General features: G+C 70.4%; 15 protein-coding genes, 1 tRNA gene and 1 pseudogene. 8 read left to right on the forward strand and 9 right to left on the reverse strand.

Features of this window, described 5'->3' with window-relative positions:
- Window positions 1-410: 410 nt before the first annotated feature.
- Together JAO81_RS28210 and JAO81_RS28215 are read left to right on the forward strand one after the other, a co-directional pair.
- Window positions 411-1,814 carry an NAD(P)/FAD-dependent oxidoreductase gene (locus tag JAO81_RS28210; protein WP_199550777.1) on the forward strand — a complete coding sequence of 468 codons (1,404 nt, stop codon included), beginning with the start codon at window positions 411-413 and terminating at the stop codon, window positions 1,812-1,814.
- Between the two features lie 293 nt (window positions 1,815-2,107).
- A complete protein-coding gene (locus JAO81_RS28215) occupies window positions 2,108-3,412 on the forward strand; it encodes a cyclopropane-fatty-acyl-phospholipid synthase family protein (RefSeq protein WP_199550778.1) in 1,305 nt (434 codons plus the stop codon).
- Window positions 3,413-6,789: 3,377 nt separating this feature from the next.
- Here JAO81_RS28215 and JAO81_RS28225 read toward each other — a convergent pair.
- From JAO81_RS28225 to JAO81_RS28235, 3 genes are all read right to left on the reverse strand, one after another.
- A complete protein-coding gene (locus tag JAO81_RS28225; protein ID WP_233416030.1) occupies window positions 6,790-7,899 on the reverse strand; it encodes a glycosyltransferase in 1,110 nt (369 codons plus the stop codon).
- Window positions 7,900-8,145: 246 nt separating this feature from the next.
- Window positions 8,146-10,698 (reverse strand): ABC transporter permease, encoded by a 2,553-nt coding sequence (locus JAO81_RS28230; RefSeq protein WP_199550779.1) that lies wholly within the window; start codon window positions 10,696-10,698, stop codon window positions 8,146-8,148.
- A gap of 54 nt (window positions 10,699-10,752) precedes the next feature.
- Window positions 10,753-11,523: an ABC transporter ATP-binding protein gene (locus JAO81_RS28235; protein ID WP_199550780.1), complete on the reverse strand. Its 771-nt coding sequence runs from the start codon at window positions 11,521-11,523 to the stop codon at window positions 10,753-10,755.
- A 436-nt stretch (window positions 11,524-11,959) separates the two neighbouring features.
- Between JAO81_RS28235 and JAO81_RS28240 the strand changes: the two genes are divergently transcribed.
- From JAO81_RS28240 to JAO81_RS28250, 3 genes are all read left to right on the forward strand, one after another.
- Window positions 11,960-12,042: transfer RNA gene (locus JAO81_RS28240), tRNA-Leu, on the forward strand.
- Between the two features lie 115 nt (window positions 12,043-12,157).
- A complete protein-coding gene (locus tag JAO81_RS28245) occupies window positions 12,158-13,366 on the forward strand; it encodes an NADH:flavin oxidoreductase (RefSeq protein WP_199550781.1) in 1,209 nt (402 codons plus the stop codon).
- A 135-nt stretch (window positions 13,367-13,501) separates the two neighbouring features.
- Window positions 13,502-14,164 carry a GPP34 family phosphoprotein gene (locus JAO81_RS28250; RefSeq protein ID WP_199550782.1) on the forward strand — a complete coding sequence of 221 codons (663 nt, stop codon included), beginning with the start codon at window positions 13,502-13,504 and terminating at the stop codon, window positions 14,162-14,164.
- Window positions 14,165-14,280: 116 nt separating this feature from the next.
- Here the strand turns inward: JAO81_RS28250 and JAO81_RS44085 are convergent, their stop codons facing one another.
- Window positions 14,281-14,355, reverse strand: a complete 75-nt coding sequence (locus JAO81_RS44085; protein WP_374194360.1) for a 50S ribosomal protein bL37 — start codon at window positions 14,353-14,355, stop codon at window positions 14,281-14,283.
- 218 nt (window positions 14,356-14,573) lie between these two features.
- On the opposite strand from JAO81_RS44085, the gene JAO81_RS28255 reads away from it, so the two are divergent.
- Window positions 14,574-15,470, forward strand: a complete 897-nt coding sequence (locus tag JAO81_RS28255) for a Bax inhibitor-1/YccA family protein (RefSeq protein WP_199550783.1) — start codon at window positions 14,574-14,576, stop codon at window positions 15,468-15,470.
- Between the two features lie 95 nt (window positions 15,471-15,565).
- Here the strand turns inward: JAO81_RS28255 and JAO81_RS28260 are convergent, their stop codons facing one another.
- On the reverse strand, window positions 15,566-15,796 hold the full coding sequence (locus tag JAO81_RS28260) for a DUF4287 domain-containing protein (protein ID WP_165333705.1): 231 nt from the start codon (window positions 15,794-15,796) through the stop codon (window positions 15,566-15,568).
- Between the two features lie 116 nt (window positions 15,797-15,912).
- On the opposite strand from JAO81_RS28260, the gene JAO81_RS28265 reads away from it, so the two are divergent.
- A complete protein-coding gene (locus tag JAO81_RS28265; protein ID WP_199550784.1) occupies window positions 15,913-16,224 on the forward strand; it encodes a hypothetical protein in 312 nt (103 codons plus the stop codon).
- Between the two features lie 362 nt (window positions 16,225-16,586).
- On the opposite strand, the pseudogene JAO81_RS42800 reads toward JAO81_RS28265, so the two are convergent.
- The 4 genes and pseudogenes from JAO81_RS42800 to JAO81_RS28285 form a co-directional block, all read right to left on the reverse strand.
- A pseudogene (locus tag JAO81_RS42800) lies at window positions 16,587-17,330 on the reverse strand (hypothetical protein); the annotation flags it as partial.
- Window positions 17,331-17,626: 296 nt separating this feature from the next.
- Window positions 17,627-18,847, reverse strand: a complete 1,221-nt coding sequence (locus JAO81_RS28275) for an acetyl-CoA C-acetyltransferase (RefSeq protein ID WP_199550786.1) — start codon at window positions 18,845-18,847, stop codon at window positions 17,627-17,629.
- 245 nt (window positions 18,848-19,092) lie between these two features.
- On the reverse strand, window positions 19,093-19,557 hold the full coding sequence (locus JAO81_RS28280; protein ID WP_199550787.1) for an SgcJ/EcaC family oxidoreductase: 465 nt from the start codon (window positions 19,555-19,557) through the stop codon (window positions 19,093-19,095).
- A gap of 18 nt (window positions 19,558-19,575) precedes the next feature.
- Window positions 19,576-20,625, reverse strand: coding sequence for an SGNH/GDSL hydrolase family protein (locus JAO81_RS28285; protein ID WP_199550809.1), 1,050 nt, complete (start codon window positions 20,623-20,625; stop codon window positions 19,576-19,578).
- A 175-nt stretch (window positions 20,626-20,800) separates the two neighbouring features.
- Between JAO81_RS28285 and JAO81_RS28290 the strand changes: the two genes are divergently transcribed.
- Window positions 20,801-22,195 carry a cystathionine beta-synthase gene (locus JAO81_RS28290; protein ID WP_199550788.1) on the forward strand — a complete coding sequence of 465 codons (1,395 nt, stop codon included), beginning with the start codon at window positions 20,801-20,803 and terminating at the stop codon, window positions 22,193-22,195.
- Window positions 22,196-22,475 lie beyond the last annotated feature (280 nt).

Raw genomic sequence — 22,475 nt, forward strand, 5'->3', positions numbered from 1 at the left:
CCCTTGCATCGTTTCCCGGGGGCCCCTGGGACTCCGGGGGCGCGGGGGGGGAGGGGCCCCTCCCCCCCCTTCGTCCACAGGAACTTCGTGAAGTTCTTCACAAGGAAATGGCGCCCCTTGGGTGAACAGGGCGGCCCCGGAGTCCGAATCGGGGACATGATCATGGTGTGCGCGTTGATTCCGGCGCGTTCCGCGCCGGTGACGCCGAGGTGAACGCGGGCAGTGGTCCACCGCGTGGATCCCCCGGAAACCCAGCTCAATAGGGGTGAACAACGTTCTCCCGTACCCCATGGTTCCCTCGCGTGACCATGAGCTGCATCACGCGAGCCGCGCAGTGTAGCAGAGGGTCCCGACAACCTTGTGAAGGGGCGCACGAGCGACCCCTGCCGACCGGGTGGATACTCGATGGCATGAGCACCACGGAGCGTCCCAGGATCCTCGTAGTAGGTGGCGGGTACGTAGGCCTGTACGCAGCGCGACGCATTCTCAAGAAGATGCGTTACGCGGAAGCGACCGTCACGGTCGTCGACCCGCGCTCGTACATGACGTATCAGCCCTTCCTCCCCGAAGCTGCTGCCGGCAGCATCTCGCCGAGGCACGTCGTCGTACCGCTGCGACGCGTTCTGCCCAAGGCCGAGGTGCTCACCGGTCGCGTCACGAACATCGACCAGGACCGCAAGGTCGCCTCCATCGCCCCGCTGGTCGGCGAGGCGTACGAGCTGCCCTTCGACTACCTGGTCATCGCGCTCGGCGCCATCTCCCGCACCTTCCCGATCCCCGGCCTCGCCGAGCAGGGCATCGGTATGAAGGGCATCGAGGAGGCGATCGGCCTGCGCAACCACGTCCTCGAGCAGCTCGACAAGGCCGACTCCACCAAGGACGAGGAGGTCCGCCGCAAGGCGCTGACCTTCGTGTTCGTCGGTGGTGGCTTCGCCGGCGCCGAGACGATCGGCGAGGTCGAGGACATGGCCCGCGACGCGGCCAAGTACTACAACAACGTCAAGCGCGAGGACATGCGGTTCGTCCTCGTCGACGCCGCGGACAAGATCCTTCCCGAGGTCGGCCCGAAGCTGGGCGCCTACGGCAAGGAGCACCTCGAAGGCCGCGGTATCGAGGTCTACCTGTCGACGTCGATGGACTCCTGCGTCGACGGCCACGTGGTCCTCAAGAACGGCCTCGAGGTCGACTCCAACACCATCGTGTGGACCGCGGGCGTCAAGCCCAACCCGGCGCTGCAGCGCTTCGGTCTGCCGCTCGGCCCGCGCGGCCACGTCGACACCCAGACGACCCTCCAGGTCCAGGGCACCGACTACATCTGGGCCGCGGGCGACAACGCCCAGGTGCCGGACCTCGCCGTCGGCGAGGGTGCCTGGTGCCCGCCGAACGCCCAGCACGCGCTGCGTCAGGCCAAGGTCCTCGGCGACAACGTGATCTCCGGTATGCGGGGCTTCCCGCAGAAGGAGTACAAGCACGCCAACAAGGGTGCGGTGGCGGGTCTCGGCCTCCACAAGGGCGTCGCGATGATCGTCATGGGCAAGATGAAGATCAAGCTCAAGGGCCGTCTCGCCTGGTACATGCACCGCGCGTACCACGGCATGGCGATGCCGACGTTCAACCGCAAGATCCGGGTCTTCGCGGACTGGACGCTCGCGATGTTCCTCAAGCGCGAGGTCGTCTCGCTCGGTGCCCTCGAGGCGCCGCGCGAGGAGTTCTTCGAGGCGGCGCGTCCCGCCCCGGTGGCTCAGACGTCCGCGGAGAGGCCCCCGGCCGCGGCTGCTTCCGCCCCGTCGTCGGAGAAGGCCAAGGCCTCCTGACGCCGTAACCAGCTCCAGCTCACGCCCGAAGGGGGCGCCCCCCCTCCGCGGGGGGGGGGGGCCCCTCGGGGCTGGGGTGTCTCGCCCGTGGCCGGCCGGGGGGGCATACGTCCACACGATGTCCGATTCGCCCCATACGGTGTGCACAATTGGTCCCCCGGTCGGAGCTGAGGCCTGGCGACCATCACCAGCGCACCCGAACCAGCCCCCAACAGCCCTCCCGGGCTTGAAATCGACGCTCGCGGTGTTTACGTGAAGGAGGAACCGTTCCGAGACAGGGAAGGTGATCCGCCATGCCGGACGCCGCGCAGCGGCTGACCACACTCGCCGAGCAGCTCCTGGGGGCCGAGCTCCCCCTACGGCTGCGCGCCTGGGACGGCAGCGAGTACGGCCCTCCGAACACTCCCACCCTCGTCATCCGCCACCGCCGCGCCCTGCGCCGCATCCTGTTCAGGCCGGGCGAGCTGGGTCTCGCCCGCGCCTGGGTCGCCGGTGAGATCGATGTCGAGGGCGACCTGTACGAGGCGCTCGGCGCCATCGCCGGCCTCGTCTGGGAGCGCGACGACCTGCCCGGGCCGTCGCTGCGCGATGCGCGCACCCGCGCCGCCGTACGCGAACTCGTCCGCCTTGCGGGCCCGCTCCCGCCCCCGCCCCCGCCGCGCGAAGAGGTACGCCGCCGCACCGGCGCCCTGCACACCAAGATCCGCGACCGCCGGGCCATCAGCCACCACTACGACGTCGGCAACGACTTCTACGAGCTGGTCCTCGGCCCCTCGATGGTCTACTCGTGCGCGTACTGGACGGACGGCGGCACCCTCGAGGAGGCCCAGCGCGACAAGCTCGAACTCGTCTGCCGCAAGCTCGAGTTGGAGCCGGGCCGAAGACTCCTCGACGTCGGCTGCGGCTGGGGGTCGATGGCCGTCCACGCCGCCCGCGAGCACGGCGTACGCGTCGTCGGCATCACGCTCTCGCGCGAGCAGGCCACGTACGCGAGGAAACGCATCGCGGAGGAGGGCCTCACCGACCAGATCGAGATCCGCGTCCAGGACTACCGCGACGTCCGCGACGGCCCGTACGACGCGATCTCCTCGATCGGGATGGCCGAACACGTCGGCTCGGCCCGGTACCTGGAGTACGCGCGCGACCTGCACGCCCTGCTCAAGCCCGGCGGGCGGCTGCTCAACCACCAGATCGCCCGCCGCCCGCTGGCCGACGAATCGGCGTACAGCATCGATGAGTTCATCGACGCGTACGTCTTCCCGGACGGCGAGCTGTCCCCGGTCGGCAGCACGGTCACGCAGCTGGAGACGGCCGGTTTCGAGGTCCGCGACGTGGAGTCGATCCGTGAGCACTACGCCCTGACGCTGTGCCGCTGGGTGGCGAACCTGGAGGCGAACTGGCCGCAGGCGGTCCGGCTTTCGTCCCCGGGCCGCGCCCGCGTCTGGCGTCTGTACATGGCCGCGAGCGCGATGGCCTTCCGCCGTAATCGCATCGGCGTGAACCAGGTCCTGGCGGTACGGACGCCAGTGTCGGGGGACTCGGGGATGCCGCTGCGCTCGCGTACGTGGGAGGCGCATCGTACTCACCCGGAGACGTGATGTTGTAGGTCCACCCGGCCCTCATGTCCGTGCGGTTGAACTGAAAAGCAGGCTGCGAGCCGCATTGTCGGCCTGCCCTGGTCTCCCTTACGGAAAGAGCGGTGCCGGCGTGCTCTCGCCCACCTCACGGGACGTGCTGTCCCGTTCGATGTTCGGGGTCGTGACCCTCGGTCTGACCCTCTCGGCCTGCCCCGTGCGTGCTGCTGTGCCGCTTCTCCCGTCCTCGCCGATGGGGGAAGCGCTGGCCGCGATCGCGGCGAAGGGTACTCCCGGCACCGTGACGTCCCGCATCGGCCAGTACGTCCGCGCCCGCCCCACGACGGCTTCGCGCGTACTCGGCAGTTACGGTCCGGGCGCGCGGCTCACTCTCCAGTGCAAGACGCGGGGGCAGTGGGTCAACGGCACGAACCACTGGTACAAGCCGGCCGGCCGCCAGGGCTGGCTGAGCGCCCGCTACGTCACCAACCACGGCAGGGTGCCGTTCTGCGTATCCGGCCCCGGCGGCGGTTCCGGTCCGGTCGTCGGGTCCGGTACCGGGGGTGGAGGCCGGCTCACGGGGCCGACCGGTCCGACGGGTCCCAGGGGGCCGGTGGGCCCGGCTGGGCCGACGGGGTCCTGTGGGGTGTGTGGGGGAAAGGGGGCGACTGGGGCGACAGGTCCGACTGGGCCGGTGGGGCCGGTGGGTCCAGCTGGACCGGTCGGGCCGACGGGTCTGTCGGGTGCTACGGGTGCTACGGGTGCTACGGGTGCTACGGGTGCTACGGGTGCTACGGGTGCTACGGGTGCCACGGGTGCCACGGGTGCCACGGGTGCCACGGGGGCGACGGGTGCCACGGGTGCGACGGGGGCCACGGGTCCTCAGGGGCCGAAGGGTGACTCGGGAGTGCCGGGCGAGGAGGGCGACTCGGCGTACGAGGAGTGGCTGGAGACCCATCCAGGCAAGTCCCAACTCGACTTCGTCAGCGACTTGGAGGGAAATCCGGGGGTGGCAGGGCCGACAGGCGCGACGGGTGCGACGGGTGCGACGGGTGCGACGGGACCGGCGGGGCCGACTGGACCGGCGGGGCCGATGGGACCGGCGGGGCCGATGGGTGCCTCGGGTCCGACAGGAGCAACCGGGCCCACGGGCGGGATGGGAGCGAACGGGCCCAAGGGTGTGCCAGGTCCGACGGGTCCAGCAGGACTCACCGGCCCGGCGGGGCCTGTCGGCCCACCGGGAGCGGCAGGCCCTGAGGGTGCTTTGGGTGCGACAGGTGCGACAGGTGAGGTAGGGCCGGAAGGGCCTGCTGGTGCCACGGGCGCGACTGGGCCGGCTGGGTCTACGGGACCTGTGGGCCCAGCGGGTCCGACAGGCGCGGCTGGTGCCGATGGCCTGACGGGACCGACCGGCGCTGCGGGCCCGTTGGGGCCGGTGGGTCAGACCGGGCCCACGGGGCCGACTGGCCCTGCGGGGGCTACGGGTCCTCAGGGGGCTGTGGGACTGACCGGTCCAACTGGCCCGATGGGTAAGGACGGTGTGCCGGGAGCCACAGGGGCGGCGGGGCCTGCCGGGGAGACGGGCGCAACTGGTGCGACGGGCGAGCGTGGTTCTCCGGGCCCTGCCGGGGTGCCGGGTGTCGCGGGTCCGGCGGGGGAGACAGGTGCCACGGGCGCGACTGGGCCGACCGGGTCTACGGGACCTGTCGGCCCAGCGGGTCCGTCAGGCGCGGCTGGTGCCGATGGCCTGACGGGACCGACCGGCGCTGCGGGGGATACGGGTCCTCAGGGGGCTGTGGGACCGACCGGTCCAACTGGCCCGATGGGTAAGGACGGTGTGCCGGGAGCCACAGGGGCGGCGGGGGAGACAGGTCCCACGGGGCCGACTGGTCCGGCGGGTGTGGACGGGCGGCCGGGGGAGACGGGCGCAACTGGTGCGACGGGGCCCGCAGGTGAGGCGGGACCGACGGGTCCTGCCGGACCTCAAGGGTTGCCCGGCGCTGCGGGTGCGACAGGCGCCATCGGTCCGGCCGGACCCACTGGCCCGGTTGGCGCGAGCGGCCCAACTGGCCCTACCGGGGCCGCTGGTGTCAAGGGAGAGCCGGGCCTGACGGGAGCTACGGGGGAGACCGGTGCGACCGGCGCGCGCGGCCCAGCGGGTCCAGCGGGCGCCACGGGGCCGACTGGCCTCGCCGGACCTCAGGGGCTGCCCGGTGTCGCGGGTGTGACGGGAGCAACGGGGGAGACCGGCGCCACTGGACCGGCAGGCGAAGACGGCTCCGAGGGGCCGGCTGGGCCGACAGGCGCCACGGGGCCGGCCGGTCCTTCCGGAGAGGCCGGCCCGACGGGGCCTGGGGGGCCAACTGGTCCCGCAGGTCCGGTCGGTGACACGGGCGCGGCAGGCGGAGTCGGGCCTACGGGAGCCACGGGGCCGGTCGGCCCGACCGGCCTGGCCGGTCCATCCGGAGCATCCGGCCCGACTGGCTCGACCGGCCCGACTGGTCCGACCGGCTCCACCGGTGCATCAGGGCCGGCCGGCCCGACCGGCGCCACGGGCCTGACAGGCGCTACGGGTCCCACAGGAACCACGGGCCCCGCGGGCGGCGTCGGCCCCACGGGAGCCACGGGAGCCACGGGAGCCACGGGAGCCACGGGAGCCACGGGAGCCACGGGAGCCACGGGCCCGTCGGGAACGACCGGCCCCATCGGGCTCACCGGTCCAGTCGGCGCCACCGGCGCCACCGGGCTCACCGGCGCATCAGGTCCGACCGGACCGACTGGTCCAGCCGGCCCCATCGGGCTCACCGGTCCAGTCGGCGCCACCGGGCTCACCGGCGCATCAGGCCCGACCGGCCCAGCCGGCGCCACCGGCGCCACGGGCCCCACCGGCCCAGTCGGCCCGACCGGCCCCACCAAAACCCCCCAGATCGTCACAAGGGAGCTGAACATCAGCACGATCAACTTCGGCCAGGAATACACCCTCGTGGCGCCCTGTCCCGCCGGGACGCGGGTCGTCGGGGGTGGGGCGGAGACTCTCAATGCGGTCGGGATCCAGGACTTCGGGGAGTTCGTGAGCAGCATCCCCACGGCCGACGGCACCGGCTACACGGCAACCGTCGAAGCCACCGGCTTCGGCAGCGGAACCCTGCGCGTCCGTGCTGTGTGCATGTGAGGGCAACGCGATGACGTGAAGCGAGCGCCACTCCCCGCCGTGGTCGCGGTCTCCCAGGTGTTCTCGCTCGCGTGACCGCTTCGCCGGCCCCCTGCTGGTCGGAGCGATCAGCAGGGGGGCGGCACGGTGTCGGCCCGTAACGGGGCCATGGCGGGGTCCTTGACGTAGAGCGGGGACAACGCCATGGGCCCCAACTCGGCGTGGGGGGAGCGTGGTTCGGTGCGGCAGTTCACCAGATCGGCTGCGGGATGCGTACCGTGCGCGACTGGGGTACCAGGGTGAGGCCGAACTGTCGGTTGACCAGGACTTGGTGGCGGTAGGCGTCGGGCAGGTCGGCCATGGCGAGCAGCCGGTCGCAGGCGGCCACGGAGGCGGTAGCGTCTCCCGTCCAGTACGCGGTGATCGAGTACTCGAAGAGCATGCCCCAGCGGTACACCCACGGCTGGACGAACAGATCGTCCTGTGGCCGCGGCCGGTCGATGCCCGCGCTCGCGAAGGAGTGGGCTGCTCGGTACTGCTCCTTCAGGCGCAGCCTGCTGGTCAGCTCGTACAGGGCTTCCAAGCGCTCGGGCCGTGACTCCCACGCCCGCACCAGGCAGTCCATGCCGCCGGGCCAGTCGCCGTGGTCGGCGCGCTGGACGCCGGCCTGGAGCAGCGAGAAGTAGACCTCCTCGGCCCAGCCGCCCATCCGCGCCCGCCGCTCGTACAGGGCGACGGACTCCTCGTGCTCGCCCAAGTCCCGCAGGGTCTGGGCGAGATAGAAGACCGTGCGGGTGTTGCCCGGGTCGCGCGCGAGCTCCCGGCGCAGCAGCCCGGCGTCCCGCTCGAACTTGTCGGCGCGCGAACCCCCGTCCGCGAAGTGCTCGATGACCAGCGCGTCAAGGTTCTCTTGGCGATGGTCCTGGTGCGAGGTCAGGTACTCGTGCGTGGCCCCCACGTAATGCCAGCGCACATCCCCGCGCACCAGCCGTTTGATCCGGTACTCGCTCTCGCCCGCGTGCTTGAGCAGATACGCGTCCGAGCCCAGGGGCGGCAGCGGGGCGTCCTGGCGTACGACCATGTCCGCGTCGACCAGCAGCAGGTAGTCCGCCTTGCCGTACGCGTGGCGGAGGTTGAGCGAACGGTTGTGCCCGAAGTCCTGCCAGGGCTCCTCGCGCAGCTCACCAGGGATCCCGTCGAGGGCTGTGCGGATCAGTTCCTGCGTAACGTCCGTGGAACCCGTGTCGCAGATGCACCAGGTGTCGATCAGATCGCGCACGGAGGCGAGGCAGCGCTCGATGACCTGCGCCTCGTTCTTCACGATCATGCACAGGCAGAGGGTGGGCTTGCGGGGGGCCATCGGGTCCTCGCTTCCGGTGCGTACGCATGGGGCGGGGACAGGATCGCGGCAGGCGGGCGGCGGTGGGCGGCCCGGTCGTGTGTGTCGCCATAAGTGCGATGAGCCCGATACGACGGAAGTCCAGTCGCCTCAGCTGTCGTTGCGCACCGAAAGCCGAACGGACCTGCGCTCTGCGGGCAAGTCCGTGGCCGAAGGCCCGGCTCCCGTGAACGGGAGCCGGGCCTTCGCCTCGTACAGCCGAAAGAGTCACTCGGCCTTGATGGCCTCCAGCATGTTCAGCTTCGCCGCCCGGCGCGCCGGCCACAGCGCGGCGAGGACGCCCACCACACCGGCCAGGGCGAGGAAGATGCCCATCCGGCCCCACGGGATGACCAGGGTGTACGTGGTCAGCGCGGACTTGAGCAGTTCGCCCGTGGCCCAGCCGAAGAACAGACCGAGACCGATGCCGAGCACACCGCCGAAGACCGAGATCGCGATGGCCTCCAGGCGGACCATCCGCTTGATGCCCTTGCGGTCCAGGCCGATCGCCCGCAGCATGCCGATCTCCTGCCGGCGCTCGAACACCGACATCGCGAGGGTGTTGATCACGCCGATCACGGCGACCAGGACGGCCATCGCGAGCAGCCCGTACAGCATGTTCAGGATCATGTTGAAGATGCCGCCGATGGCCTTGGAGATATCGGCCTTGTCGTCCACGGAGATCGCCGGGTTCTCGCCAAGTGCCTTGACCAGCTTGTCCTTGGTCGCCTCCGAGACACCGTCCGAGGTCTTCAGCATGACCTGGAAGTCGGCCGGGGTCTTCATATGGGGCGTGAGGACCGAGGTGTCGACCATCAGGCCCTTGATCATCTCGTTGCCCTCGTAGACACCGACGAGGTTCAGCTTGCCGCGCTTGCCGTCCTCGTAGGTGACGTCGACGCTCTGGCCGTTCTTCCAGCCGTACGCCTTGGCGGTGTCGGTGTCGACGACCGCGTTGTCCCCGGTCAGGTTCCAGCCGCCGGCGGCGAAGTCCAGCTTGACCAGGTCCTCGATGGTCTTGCCGTTGACGCCGACCAGCTGGTCCGCGCGGGAGCCGCCGTCGGTCGTGTAGACCTCGGTGGGCGACATCCGCAGCGGCGTGGTCGCGGTGACGCCGTCCGTCTTCGCCAGGGTCTTCTCGACCTCGGGCGACAGCGGCGACTGGTTGGCCATGGAGACCACGTAGTCGCTGCGCAGCGCCTCGGTGGCCATCTTGTCGATGGACTTCTGCAGGGTGCCCGCGATCACGGTGATGCCGGTGAGCAGCGTCAGGCCGATCATCAGGGCCGAGGCGGTCGCGGCGGTACGGCGCGGGTTGCGCACCGCGTTCTGCCGCGACAGCTTGCCGGAGATGCCGAAGGCCTTCAGGAGCGGGGCGGCGATGCCGATGACCGGCCGCGAGAGCAGCGGGGTCAGGACGAAGATGCCGATCACCAGGAGCGCGGCGCCCAGGCCCATCGGGAGCTTGGCGTCGGATGCGGCCATCGTGCGGCCGTACAGGACGGCTGCGATGCCCAGGCCGCTGAAGACGGCGCCGATGGTGTTGCGGACGACCAGGCCCTTGGTGGTGGGGGTGGCGTGCAGCGCGTTCATCGCGGCGACCGGCGGGATCTTCGCGGCGCGGCGTCCCGGCAGCCAGGCCGAGAGCATCGTGACGATGATGCCGACGGCGAAGGCGGAGACCACGGTGGCCGGGGCGATGACGGTCGGGCCGTCGGGCAGGCCGACGTTCGTCCCGAGGATCGAGCGCATCCCGACACCGATGCCGATACCGGCGGCCAGACCGACCACCGCGGCGACCAGGCCGACGAAGAAGGCCTCGGCCAGTACGGAACGGGTGATCTGCTTACGGCTCGCGCCCACCGCGCGCATCAGCGCGATCTCCTTGGAGCGCTGGGCGACCAGCATGGTGAAGGTGTTGGCGATGATGAAGATGCCGACGAACAGGGCGACTCCGGCGAAGACCAGCATGAAGGTCTTGATGCCGGAGGTCTCCGCGTCGATGTCCTTCTCCTGGTCGGCGACGAGCTTGTCCGCCGTGTCCAGGTCGGCCGTCTTCGGCACGGCCGTGGCCAGCGCGTCGCGCAGCTCGGCCTGGCTGGTGCCGGGGGCCGCGCTCACCTGGATCTGGTCGTACTCGCCGGGCCCCGCGAACTGCTTCTGGGCCGTGGCGTTGTCGAAGGTGACCAGGGTGCCGCCGGCGGAGACCGAGCCGTTGTCGTCGGCGTCGAAGATGCCGGTGATCTTCGGGGTGATCACCGGTCCGTTGACGGAGAGGCGGACGGTGTCGCCCACCTTGTAGCCGGCGCGCTCGGCGGTCTTGGAGTCGAGCGCGATCTCGTTCGCGTTCTTCGGGCCGCGGCCGGACTCCATCGGGTAGCGGCTGTCCTTGCCGTCCGCGCCCGGCAGGTAGTTGGTGCCGGTGGAGGCCCAGCCGTCACCGACGAGCTTGCCCTTCTTGTCGGCGACGGCGGTGTAGCCGGAGATGGAGCCGGTCGCCGACTTCACGCCGGTGGTGGCCCCGACCTTGTCGAGCAGGTCCTGGGTGAGCTTCGGCGCCTGGCCGGGCTTGCCCTCTTCCTGGTTGCGGCCTTCCTTGGGCGTGATGACGACGTCGACGTCCTTGTAGTTCGTCGACGCGTTGTTCTTGATGGCCTGGGAGACGGAGTCGGTGAAGACCAGGGTGCCGGACACGAAGGACACGCCGAGCATCACGGCGAGCACGGTCATCAGCAACCGGGCCTTGTGCGCGAGCACATTGCGCAAGGCGGTACGGAACATGGAAGTCTCTTGTCTCTGTACGGAGTTGACTGCTGGCTGGTGCCGGCCGGGCGATCAGCTGGTGCGGCCCTTGGCGTCGAACCGCTTCATGCGGTCGAGCACGGAGTCGGCGGTCGGCTCGTACAGCTCGTCGACGATGCGGCCGTCGGCGAGGAAGACGACGCGGTCGGCGTAGGCGGCGGCCACCGGGTCATGGGTCACCATCACGACGGTCTGACCCAGCTCACGTACGGAATTTCGCAGGAACCCGAGCACCTCCGCGCCGGAACGCGAGTCGAGGTTTCCGGTCGGCTCGTCACCGAAGATGATGTCGGGCCTGGACGCGAGCGCCCGGGCCACGGCGACGCGCTGCTGCTGGCCGCCGGAGAGCTGGGACGGCCGGTGGGAGAGCCGGTCCTTGAGCCCGACCATGTCGATGACCTGCTGCACCCACTGCTTGTCGGGCTTGCGGCCGGCGATGTCCATGGGGAGCGTGATGTTCTCGTACGCGGTGAGGGTGGGCAGCAGGTTGAAGGCCTGGAAGATGAACCCGATCTTGTCGCGGCGCAGCTTGGTCAGCTGCTTGTCCTTGAGCGACCCGAGCTCGGTCTCGCCGATGCGCACGGAGCCGCTGCTGAAGGAGTCGAGCCCGGCCACGCAGTGCATCAGCGTGGACTTGCCGGAGCCGGAGGGGCCCATGATCGCGGTGAGCTGAGCCTGGCGGAAGTCGACACTCACGCGGTCCAGGGCGACCACCTGGGTCTCGCCCTGGCCGTAGACCTTGGTCAGCTCGGTGGCCCGGGCGGCTACGGCGGTGGCCTGGCTGGCGAGGGGGGTGGTGGTCACGGGGGCGGACTCCTGTTCGGGACGGGGAAGGGGCTCTTTCGAACTCGTTCCATCGTCGCCGCGTAAATCCCGCGTGAAGTCAGCCGCAGCTCTGGTTCCAGCGGCCCTCTTGAGGCTGATGGGCAGAGCTCTGGCTCATCCCCAGGTATGAGGGCCGACCCTGAGACTCTGGTCCTTCGGGTGGGAGGGGTCGCTGGTCCTTCGCGTGGGAGGAGGGCTCCGGTCGGGCAAGGGGCGGGTTTCCGTCAATCCTGTGCGGGCCCGGGTGCCCCTGTGGGGTGAGCGCGTACCGCACACACCATGCAGACTCGACCATCCGTCACATCTGACGCACCGTCAGGCGTCAATAAAATAAGACAACATCGGTCTGTCGTTGCGCTGTTCGGGGGATGTGTCCGGATAGGCTCGGACTCCGCTTCAGGCGATCCCGCGGCCTGCCCGGATGGTGGAATGCAGACACGGCGAGCTTAAACCTCGCTGCCCCTCGGGGGCGTACCGGTTCAAGTCCGGTTCCGGGCACCTTCGCCGGCCGCGGGTGGGGGAGGTTGCCCCTGGAGCGGCCCGGTGGCCCTGCGATCCCGCGGATCGCGCTTCGGCTGCTGACGGGGCGTCAGGTCTCTGGGATGCTGCCGCCATGGCAGACGTCCCGGGAGCGAGTGAGGGCCCGTCCGCGGTGCCCGACATCTTTGGCGCGGCGCGAATAGGGCCCCTGCGGCTGCGGAACCGGATCGTCAAGGCGGCCACCTTCGAAGGGGTGGTGCCGGATGGGCTGGTCACCGATGCGCTGATCGACTACCACCTGGGGCCGGCGGCCGGCGGTGTGGGGATGAGCACCGTGGCCTACTGTGCGGTGGCGCCCGAAGGGCGCACCCAGCGTGGGCAGTTGTGGATGCGGCCCGAGGCGGTGCCCGGGCTGCGGCGGCTCACCGAGGCCGTACATGGAGCCGGGGCCGCGGTGGCGTTGCAGCTGGGGCATGCCGGGCCCGTGGCCGACGCGCGGTCCAACGGGGTGCGGGCGCTGTCGCCGATGGGGGAGTTCAGCCCGGTGAGTCTGCGGCGGAACCGGGCCGCCACCGCGGCGGACCTGGAGCGCGTCGCGCGGGCGCATGCCGATGCGGCCTGGCAGGCCGCGGAGGCCGGGTTCGACGCCGTGGAGATCCACCTCGGTCACAACTACCTGGCCAGCGCCTTCCTCAGCCCCCGCCTCAACAAGCGGACGGACGACTACGGCGGCTCGCTGCGCAACCGGGCGAGGTTCTCCCTGGCCATCGCCGCCGCGGTGCGGCGGAAGGTGAAGGACCGGATCGCGGTCACGGCGAAGCTGAACATGACCGACGGGGTGCGTGGCGGGCTGACCGTGGAGGACAGCCTGCAGGTCGCCGCGTGGCTGCAGGAGGAGGGCTCGGTGGACGCCCTGACGCTCACGGCGGGCAGCTCTCTGCTGAACCCCATGTACCTCTTCCGCGGCGGCGCACCGGTCAAGGAGTTCGCCGCCCGGTTCCCGCAGCCGCAGCGCCTCGGCATCCGGCTGGCGGGCCGGTCGTTCCTGCGCGCCTACCCGTACGAGCCCCTGTTTCTCCTGGAGCACGCACGCCGCTTCCGTCGCGCACTGACCTTGCCCCTGGTCCTGCTCGGCGGCGTCACCGACCGCGAGGGCATGGACAGGGCGATGGCGGAGGGCTTCGAGTTCGTGGCGATGGCACGGGCGCTGCTGCGCGAGCCCGGCCTGGTCCACCGCATCCGTACCGACTCCGCGACCCGCTCGCTCTGCGTCCACTGCAACCGCTGCATGCCCACCATCTACACCGGCACCCACTGCCCGCTGATCCCCGCGGCCACATGAAGGCCACGGTCACTTGAACTTCGTACGGTGCGGGCATCAGGATCCTGAGTGACCAGCGTCGGACACGGCGCGCACACACGCAGATGCACACGCACGAACACGCACGCAGATGCACACGCACAAAGGGGTACGGGGATGACCATCACGCTGGCCGAAGAGATCATGCTGCTGTCCTTGGACGACGAGTCCGGGTCCGCCCAGCAGAAGCAGGCCGCCGCCTGGGCGGTCGCGGGCGGGATCCTGCTCGAGCTGGTGCTCGCGGGGCGGGTCTTGGTGAGCGGGAAGCAGCTCGCCGTCGTGGACGCGGCGCCGACCGGGGAGCCGCTCCTCGACGGGCGCCTCGAGCAGATCAGGGCGTGGATCGGGGACCGCGGCAAGCGGCGCGTGAACGACTGGCTCATGAAGGAGCACGGCAAGGTCATCGCTCCGACCGTCGAGCGGCTGTGCGCCCGAGGTGTGGTCGTGGAGGAGAAGCGCAAGGCGCTGGGGATCTTTCCCGTACGCCGCTATCCCGAGGCGGACGCGACGGTCGAGGCCGAGCTGCGGGAGCGGCTGGGCGCCGTCGTACTCGAAGGCGCCGAGCCGGACGCGCGCACGGCCGGCCTCGTGGCCCTGGTCCACGGCGCCGGTCTGCACCAGTCGGCCTTCCCCGGCCGGCGCCGCAAGGAGCTCGCGCCCCGGATGGAGAAGGTGGCGGACGGGCAGTGGGCGGGGGAGAGCGTGCGGGCCGCCATCCGTGACATGCAGGCACTGATGGCGGCGGTGACGGCCGCCACCGTGGCGACTGCCGTCAGCTAGCCCCTGGTCCCCGGGCGGTCATCAGCCCGCCCCCGCGGCGGCGGGGCGCAGGGCCCCTGCAGCCCAAGGAGCGCGGCCCCCCAGGGGGGCGGTCCTTCCAGTGGGTGAAGCGCGGCTCAGGTATTCGGGCGCTTGCCGTGGTTGGCCTTCTTCTTCTTGCGGGCCCGGCGCTTGTTGCCTCGTGCGGACATGGGGCCTCCCTTTTTGTGGGGGTTGGGGCGGATTGCCCATGCCCTGCCGAGTCTAGGTTCGGGCGAGCCAGGCGGCGCGAGGAACAGAGCGCGCAGCCTGGTCGTTCAAGGGGATGGGAAAGATCCTCCCTGAGCACTAGGGTGCATCTTTTGCTAACGCATTACTCTTGACCTAAGGCCGCGCAGGGTGGCCAGTCGTGATCGCGCAGAGGAGTGAAATGAGGAGCAGCAACCCGGTCTTCTCGCGACGGGGGTTCAGCCGCGACAACGGCCAAGCGGGCTTCAACGCCGGGCCGCAGGCCGGGGGCCCCGCCGTAGGCACGCAGGGCAGCCCGTACGCGGGTGGTAACCCGTACGGTCAGCCGACCGCCGCGCCTACGAACCCCTACGCGCAGAACCCGTACGCGCAGCAGGACCTCCAGCACGGCGCCCCGCAGGCACCGGTCACCACCGGCAACCGCATGACGATGGACGACGTGGTGTCCCGTACGGGCATCACCCTCGGCCTGGTCATCGTGGGTGCCGTCGTCGCCTGGGTCACGAACCTGAACCTCGGCCTCGCCATCGGCGCCGGTCTCGTGGCGATGGTCCTGGCCCTGGTCCAGTCGTTCAAGCGCAAGCCGATCCCCGCGCTGATCCTGACGTATGCCGCGCTCGAGGGGCTCTTCCTCGGCGCGATCAGCAACTACGTCGACACGTTCGTCGCCCCCGGCGCCGCCATGCAGGCCGTCCTCGGCACCATGGCCGTGTTCGTGACGATGCTCGTGCTCTACAAGACGCGCATCGTGCGGGTCACCGCGCGGTTCACGCGCTACCTGATCATCGCGGCCACCGCGTTCCTGGTCCTGACCGCCGTGAACCTCCTGTTCATGGTGTTCGGCGGCGGTGACGGCCTCGGCTTCCGCAGCGGCGGCCTCGGCATCGTCTTCGGCATCGTCGGCATCCTGCTCGGCGCCTTCTTCCTCGCCCTGGACTTCAAGCAGGTCGAGGACGGCATCGCCTACGGCGCTCCGCGCGAGGAGTCGTGGATGGCGGCCTTCGGCCTCACCATGACGCTGGTGTGGATCTACCTGGAGATGCTGCGGCTGATCTCGATCCTGCAGGGCAACGACTGACCGCAGGACCAGTAAGGCACCAGCCAAGTGAAGGGGCTCCCGGTTCGCACCGGGAGCCCCTTCACGTATGCAGGCGTCAGTCTCGTCGGGCGGTCTCAACGCAGCCTGCGCGCGGCCCTCCTCATGTCGTGCTCGTGGATGATCGCTTTGGCGTGGCCATACGCGAGGTCGTACTCATGGCGGAGCCAGCTGACCTTCTCGTCGAAGCGAAGGAACGCGGGGCCGTCGTCAACGGCGCGCAGCCAGTCGGACACTTCACGGCCGGTGCAGTGGGGGATGCGGGCGAGCAGGTTGCGATGGGTCTCCTCGGAGAAGACAAGGGACATCGGCGCCTCCGGACGCTGGCGTATCGGGCGTGTGGGGTCGGCAGTCCTCTTCACGCCACCGTGCCTGAGCGTTTCCGTGTTGGCAATGCCCCGTAGGAGGCGCATAGGGTCGCTCCGTGCTTGATACGACGCCTCTGAACGCTGCCGTGGACCGCTTCGCCGACCATCTGCGGGCCGCGCCGCAGAGCCGGCTGCAGAGAGGCGCGGCGACCGAAGCGCTCGCTCTGGCCAGCGAGTTGGCACGGCGTGCCCAGATCATCGAGGGCGTCGAGGGGGAGCCGCACGCGATGCCCGACGCCGGGATGTTCGCCGTTGCGGATCAAGTCACCGTCGCGGGGCGGGACTTGGCTCTCGTACTGAAAAATCATGAGGAGCTGACGGAAGCGGTCGCGCTGGTTGAGGAGGCGCAGAAACGCGCCGGTGTGTGAGCCGTGAACAGCAGTGCGCCGGGGTGCCCTTGTGGGGGCCCCCCGGCGCACTTGCCGTATGGGGCCTTGCCAGGAGTCGGTGTGCCGCTTACGCCGAGGCGATCACGCGGTCCGCCAGGATGTACACGTTCTCGTCGCCGCACGCGAACGTCAGCGAATAGGCGCCGGAGACTCCGGAGCCGCCGAGCAGCACCGGGGTGTCGCCGCCCTGCAGGGCGGCGGCCAGGCCGTTCGCCGCCTCCCGGGGGCCCGGGGGCCCGACGAGGGGGGGGGCGGCGCGGGAGCGCCGGCGAAGGGGCGCGGGAGCCTCGGGACCCGCCGAGCGCCACGGGGGTGCCGCCGCCCTGCGGGGCGCCGGCCAGACGCTCCGCCGTCTCGCGGTGACCGGGGGTCATGCAGAGCGTGGTGCCGTCGGTGAAGACATAGACGTCGAGCGTGCCGAGCGGACCGGGACGGACGTCGCACAGTGCGGTACGGGCGTCGGCGAGCGCCGCGAGACGGGCCGCCGTGTGCTCGTGGGTGCCGCCCAGGGCGGGGCTCTCCTTGGCGGGGGCGGCCGACTGCACCGGGACGGAGTCCCGGGGCGAGGGGGGACGGCGGCGGGCCGCGGCGAGCTCCGGGGAGTCGCCCGGGTACTCGTCGGCCGTGGCCGGCTCCTCGACGGTCTCGGCCAGCTCGAGCTCGAAGCCGAGCTCGCGCTCCAGGCCCGTGAAGTCCGACTGCTCGAGGCCGGCGAAGTCCGCCTGGCGCGGCAGGAACAGCTCCTCCGCCAGGTTCGGCGGCAGCGTGCCGAGCAGCGACGGGGCGTCGGCGGCATCCCGCGCCTCCTGGGCGGCCCAGAACGCGCGGGCCTCGGCCAGCTCACGCTCGCGCTCCTCGGCCAGGGCCTCGGCGACGGCGCTGCGTATCGCGGCGACATCGGGGGCGGTGGGGTGCTCCACCGAGGAGCGGGCCCCGGGCACCCGGACCTGGCCGGACGCGGCACGGTCTGCGGCCAGTTCGGACCGCAGTGCCGTTATCTGCTTGTTCAGGCCCCGCACACTGTGCAGCGCCGCGGCGCCGACCATGGCCGTGGCAGCGGCGATGGCGAGCAGCAGGACACTCAAGGTGACACTCACTGACGTACTCCTGGTTTCAAAGTCGACCCCCGACTTCCTACATCAGCTTGTCGTGCAGCCTTAAAGCTTGTCAGTGGAGAAGGTCACGAATCGGACGGGTCCTTGGACCTCACCCATACGGGTGTAAGGCTCTGACCTGGGGAAATGCGGCTCCCCCAGGACATTGGTCACATCCTGGGGGAGATTGGGTCACGGCCCGGGCTCGGACGTGGCAGGTCAGGGACTCATCGTGACCACCCGGTGACCGGCCGCACCGCTCGATGGCCGGCCGAGGCGCTCGATGACTAGCTGAGGCGCTCGATGACCATCGCCATGCCCTGACCGCCGCCGACGCACATGGTCTCCAGACCGAACTGCTTGTCGTGGAACTGCAGGCTGTTGATCAGCGTGCCGGTGATGCGGGCGCCCGTCATGCCGAAGGGGTGGCCGACGGCGATGGCGCCGCCGTTGACGTTCAGCCTGTCGATGTCGATGCCCAGATCGCGGTACGAGGGGATGACCTGCGCCGCGAAGGCCTCGTTGATCTCGACCAGGTCGATGTCGCCGATGGTCAGACCCGCGCGCTTGAGGGCCTGCTTCGAGGCCTCGACCGGGCCGAGACCCATGATCTCCGGGGACAGGCCGGTCACGCCGGTGGAGACGATGCGGGCCAGCGGGGTCAGGCCGAGCTCGCGGGCCTTGGTGTCGCTCATGACGACCACGGCCGCGGCGCCGTCGTTCAGCGGGCAGCAGTTGCCGGCGGTGATCATGCCGTCGGGGCGGAAGACGGGCTTGAGGCCCGAGACGCCCTCGAGCGTGACGCCGGCGCGCGGGCCGTCGTCCTTGCTGACGACCGTGCCGTCGGGGGTGGTGACCGGGGTGATCTCGCGCTCCCAGAAGCCGTTCTTGATGGCTTCCTCGGCGAGGTTCTGCGAGCGGACACCGAACTCGTCCATGTCCTGACGCGTCACGCCCTTGACGCGGGCGAGGTTCTCGGCGGTCTGGCCCATGCCGATGTACGCGTCGGGCAGCAGACCGTCCTCACGCGGGTCGTGCCAGCTCGCGCCGGTGGACTGGGAGACCGCGACGGTACGGGCCTCGGCCTCGGCGAAGATCGGGTTGTGAGTGTCCGGCAGGCCGTCGGATGAGCCCTTGCCGAAACGGGAGACCGTCTCGACACCGGCCGAGATGAAGACGTCGCCCTCGCCGGCCTTGATGGCGTGCAGCGCCATCCGGGTCGTCTGCAGCGAGCTGGAGCAGTAGCGGGTGACGGTGCAGCCCGGCAGGTGGTCCATGCCCATCTGCACGGCCACGATCCGGCCCAGGTTGTGGCCCTGCTCGCCGCCCGGCAGACCGCAGCCGAGCATCAGGTCGTCGATGTCCTTGGGGTCGAGCTCGGGGACCTTGGCCAGGGCGGCCTGGATGATCGTGGCGGTGAGGTCGTCCGGGCGCAGGTCCTTCAAGGAGCCCTTGCCGGCGCGGCCGATGGGGGAGCGGGCGGTGGAGACGATCACGGCTTCGGGCATCACGGGCTCCGGTTCTCGGGGGGCGGCGGCGGGCGTCGGGGCGGCTCGTGCTTCTGACTCCCGCTTCGGGCTTGGCCGAGGGGGAAGTTACCCGTACGTACGGTCAAGGTCACCGGGTACGGGCTGTGACGCCTGCCTCTTTCTGAGCGTGCGCTTAGTCGTGCGTTCCTAAGCGTACGCTCAGGAGGCGGCTTTGCGGTATGGGTCCCGCCCACGCAAAACCGCCTCCGGGCCCGTGGTCCACGTCACCCCGGGAGCTGCTCGGTGTTCTGGTTGGCCGTGAGCAGCCAGCGGCCGTCCTCCTTGGCCATCACGTACATCGGCGAGGTCGGGTTGCCCGTGGGCTCGCCGTCGAGCGTCAGATACTGGCCGCGGGCCTTCACCGCGGCGACGTCGGGGCGGATGAAGAGGACGTCCACCAGCTCGTAGCGGACCGAGCCGTTCGTCATCGCGCCCGGCAGCGCCTTGTGCGTGAACTCCGCGATCTCGTCCAGGCCCCACAGGACCTTGCCGTGCGCCGTGGTCCAGATGGCATCGGCGCGGAACAGGCTCAGGAACTCCTCCGGATCCTCGTTGACCTGCGAGTGCTCGATCGTGGCGATGACTTCCTCGATCGCCTTCAGGTCGGCCCGCGTGTCCGTGTTCGGGTCGGCCTGCGTATCCGGGTTCGGCTCGGCCCGCGTATCCGTGTTCGCTGCCTTCGTGTTCATGTGGAGCAGCCTCGTACCTCAATCAAGCTTGAGGTCAAGCGAGTTGCTGTACGAACTTTCCGCGGGCGTCGGCTCCGGCTCCTCGATCCGCTGACGCCGCCGCCGCTTGAGCAGCGCCCACGGACCCCGGGGCCCGGTCGGCATCGCCGCGGTGACCTCCGTACCGCCTTCCGAAGCCGCTGCCGCCGCGGCGCGCGCGACCGGCAGGAAGCCCTCGTTGCGCGTGACGTCCGGACGCTCCTCATCCGCCGGCCACAGGCCGAGCGAGGCGCAGACCGTGGGCAGCACCGCCATCGCCGCGGTCGCATAGCCCTCCGCGGACGGGTGGTAGTTGTCGAGGGAGAACATCTCGCGCGGATTCGCCGAGAACTCCGGGCCGAGCAGATCGCCCAGGGACACGGTGCGGCCGCCCTGTTCGACGGTGCCGATCGTCTGGGCGGCCGCGAGCTGACGGGAGACCCGGCGGGCCAGCCACCGCAGCGGCTGGTACACCTGCTCCACCGAACCCAGGTCGGGGCATGTGCCGACCACCACCTCGGCGCCCGCCGTACGCAGGCGCCGTACGGCCGCGGCGAGATAGCGGACGGACTGCGTCGGGGGCATACGGTGCGTGACGTCGTTCGCGCCGATCATGATCACGCAGACGTCGGGGGCCGGATCGCTGTTGGCGAGCACCAGCGTCACCTGACGGTCCAGATCGTCGGACTGGGCGCCCGGCAGCGCCACATTGACCAGCTCGACCGGCCGCTCCGCCACCGCCGCGAGCCCTTGCGCGAGCAGCGCCCCCGGAGTGTGCCGGGCACGGCGCACCCCCTGGCCCGCCGCCGTGGAATCACCCAGCATCGTCAGCCGCAGCGGGCGCGAGCCGTCCTCGTACGAACGCCCGTACACACCATTGGCGCGCGGCGGGATCGGCGCGACCCCATTGCCCACCGAACGCTTCGCCAGCTGGACCTCGGCGAGCACCACGCCCACCGCGGCCGCGCCCACGAGCCCGATACCTCCGCCGCCGAATGCCGCACCCGCGGCGATACGCCGTGCCACCCTCGCCCTCGACATGGACCGCAGCCACCTCCCTTTCACACGCCGGCGTCGCACACCGCCGTACAAGAACTGCTTGCCCCGTACGCCAGGTTGTCCAATCTCGGTCGAGGAGAGTGTCCCTCCCCGCGCTTGACGCACCCTTAAGCTGACGGCCGTCCCAGGCAAACACCGCAGAACGCCGCAGAACCCGGAGACAACGGTGCAATTCCACGACTCGATGATCAGCCTCGTCGGCAACACCCCGCTGGTGAGGCTCAACAACGTGACCGAAGGCATCAGGGCGACCGTCCTGGCCAAGGTCGAGTACTTCAACCCGGGCGGCTCCGTGAAGGACCGCATCGCCCTGCGGATGATCGAGGCCGCCGAGAAGAGCGGTGAGCTGCGGCCGGGCGGCACCATTGTCGAGCCCACCTCCGGAAACACCGGGGTCGGCCTGGCGATCGTGGCCCAGCAGAAGGGCTACAAGTGCATCTTCGTCTGCCCGGACAAGGTGTCCACGGACAAGATCAATGTGCTGCGCGCGTACGGGGCGGAGGTCGTGGTCTGCCCGACGGCGGTCGACCCCGAGCACCCCGACTCGTACTACAACGTCTCCGACCGCCTGGTCCGTGAGACCCCCGGCGCCTGGAAGCCCGACCAGTACTCCAACCCCAACAATCCGCGCTCGCACTACGAGACCACCGGTCCCGAACTGTGGGAGCAGACGGCCGGAAAGATCACCCATTTCGTCGCAGGTGTCGGCACCGGAGGCACCATCTCCGGCACCGGCCGCTATCTCAAGGAGATCAGCGACGGCCGGGTGGAGATCGTCGGCGCGGACCCCGAGGGCTCGGTCTACTCAGGCGGCTCCGGCCGCCCGTATCTGGTCGAGGGCGTCGGCGAGGACTTCTGGCCGACCGCGTACGACCAGCAGGTGACGGACCGCATCGTCGCCGTCTCCGACAAGGATTCCTTCCAGATGACCCGCCGCCTGGCCAAGGAGGAGGGCCTCCTGGTCGGCGGCTCCTGCGGCATGGCGGTCGTGGCCGCGCTCGAGGTCGCGCGCGAGCTGGACGAGGACGACGTGGTGGTCGTGCTGCTGCCGGATTCGGGGCGCGGGTACCTGTCGAAGATCTTCAACGACGAGTGGATGGCGGACTACGGCTTCCTGGAGGACTCCGGGGCGTCCGCGAGCGTCGGTGACGTACTGCGGTACAAGGAGGGCGCGCTGCCGCACCTCGTCCATATGCACCCCGAGGAGACGGTCGGGGAGGCGATCGAGGTGCTGCGCGAGTACGGGGTGTCGCAGATGCCGATCGTAAAGCCGGGGGCCGGTCACCCCGACGTGATGGCCGCGGAGGTCGTGGGCTCGGTGGTGGAGCGCGAGCTGCTCGATGCGCTCTTCGCCCAGCGTGCCTCCCTGAGCGATCCTCTGGAGAAGCACATGTCCGCGCCGCTGCCGCAGGTCGGGTCCGGTGAGCCGGTCGGCGATCTGATGGCGGTCCTGGGCTCGGCGGCCGGGGCGGACGCGGCGATCGTGCTGGTGGAGGGCAAGCCCAAGGGAGTCGTGAGCAGGCAGGATCTGCTGGCGTTCTTGGCGGGTGGCGCCAAGTAGGCGGATTTTTTACGGAGTTGGGTCAGGCGTCGTGGAAAAGTGCACGCACGCGACATGTGTGCGCAGCACGCGCTTAACACGCGTCCGGCATTGTTCTGGGTGTCGGCAGGGACGGGGAGCGGCTCCCCCGGAACGGTCGGCACCGAGCGGCGCAGGACCTCCGGAGCGGCTCCCGGACCTCCTCGACGCCATGGGCGCGATACGCCGGCCCTGACCCGGCCCGCGTCCGCTCGCGGGGACCGCCGTCGTCCCGCCCCCCGTCACACGGGGGTGCGGCGGC

It is taken from the genome of Streptomyces sp. N35 (assembly GCF_016464295.1).
GTDB lineage: Bacteria > Actinomycetota > Actinomycetes > Streptomycetales > Streptomycetaceae > Streptomyces.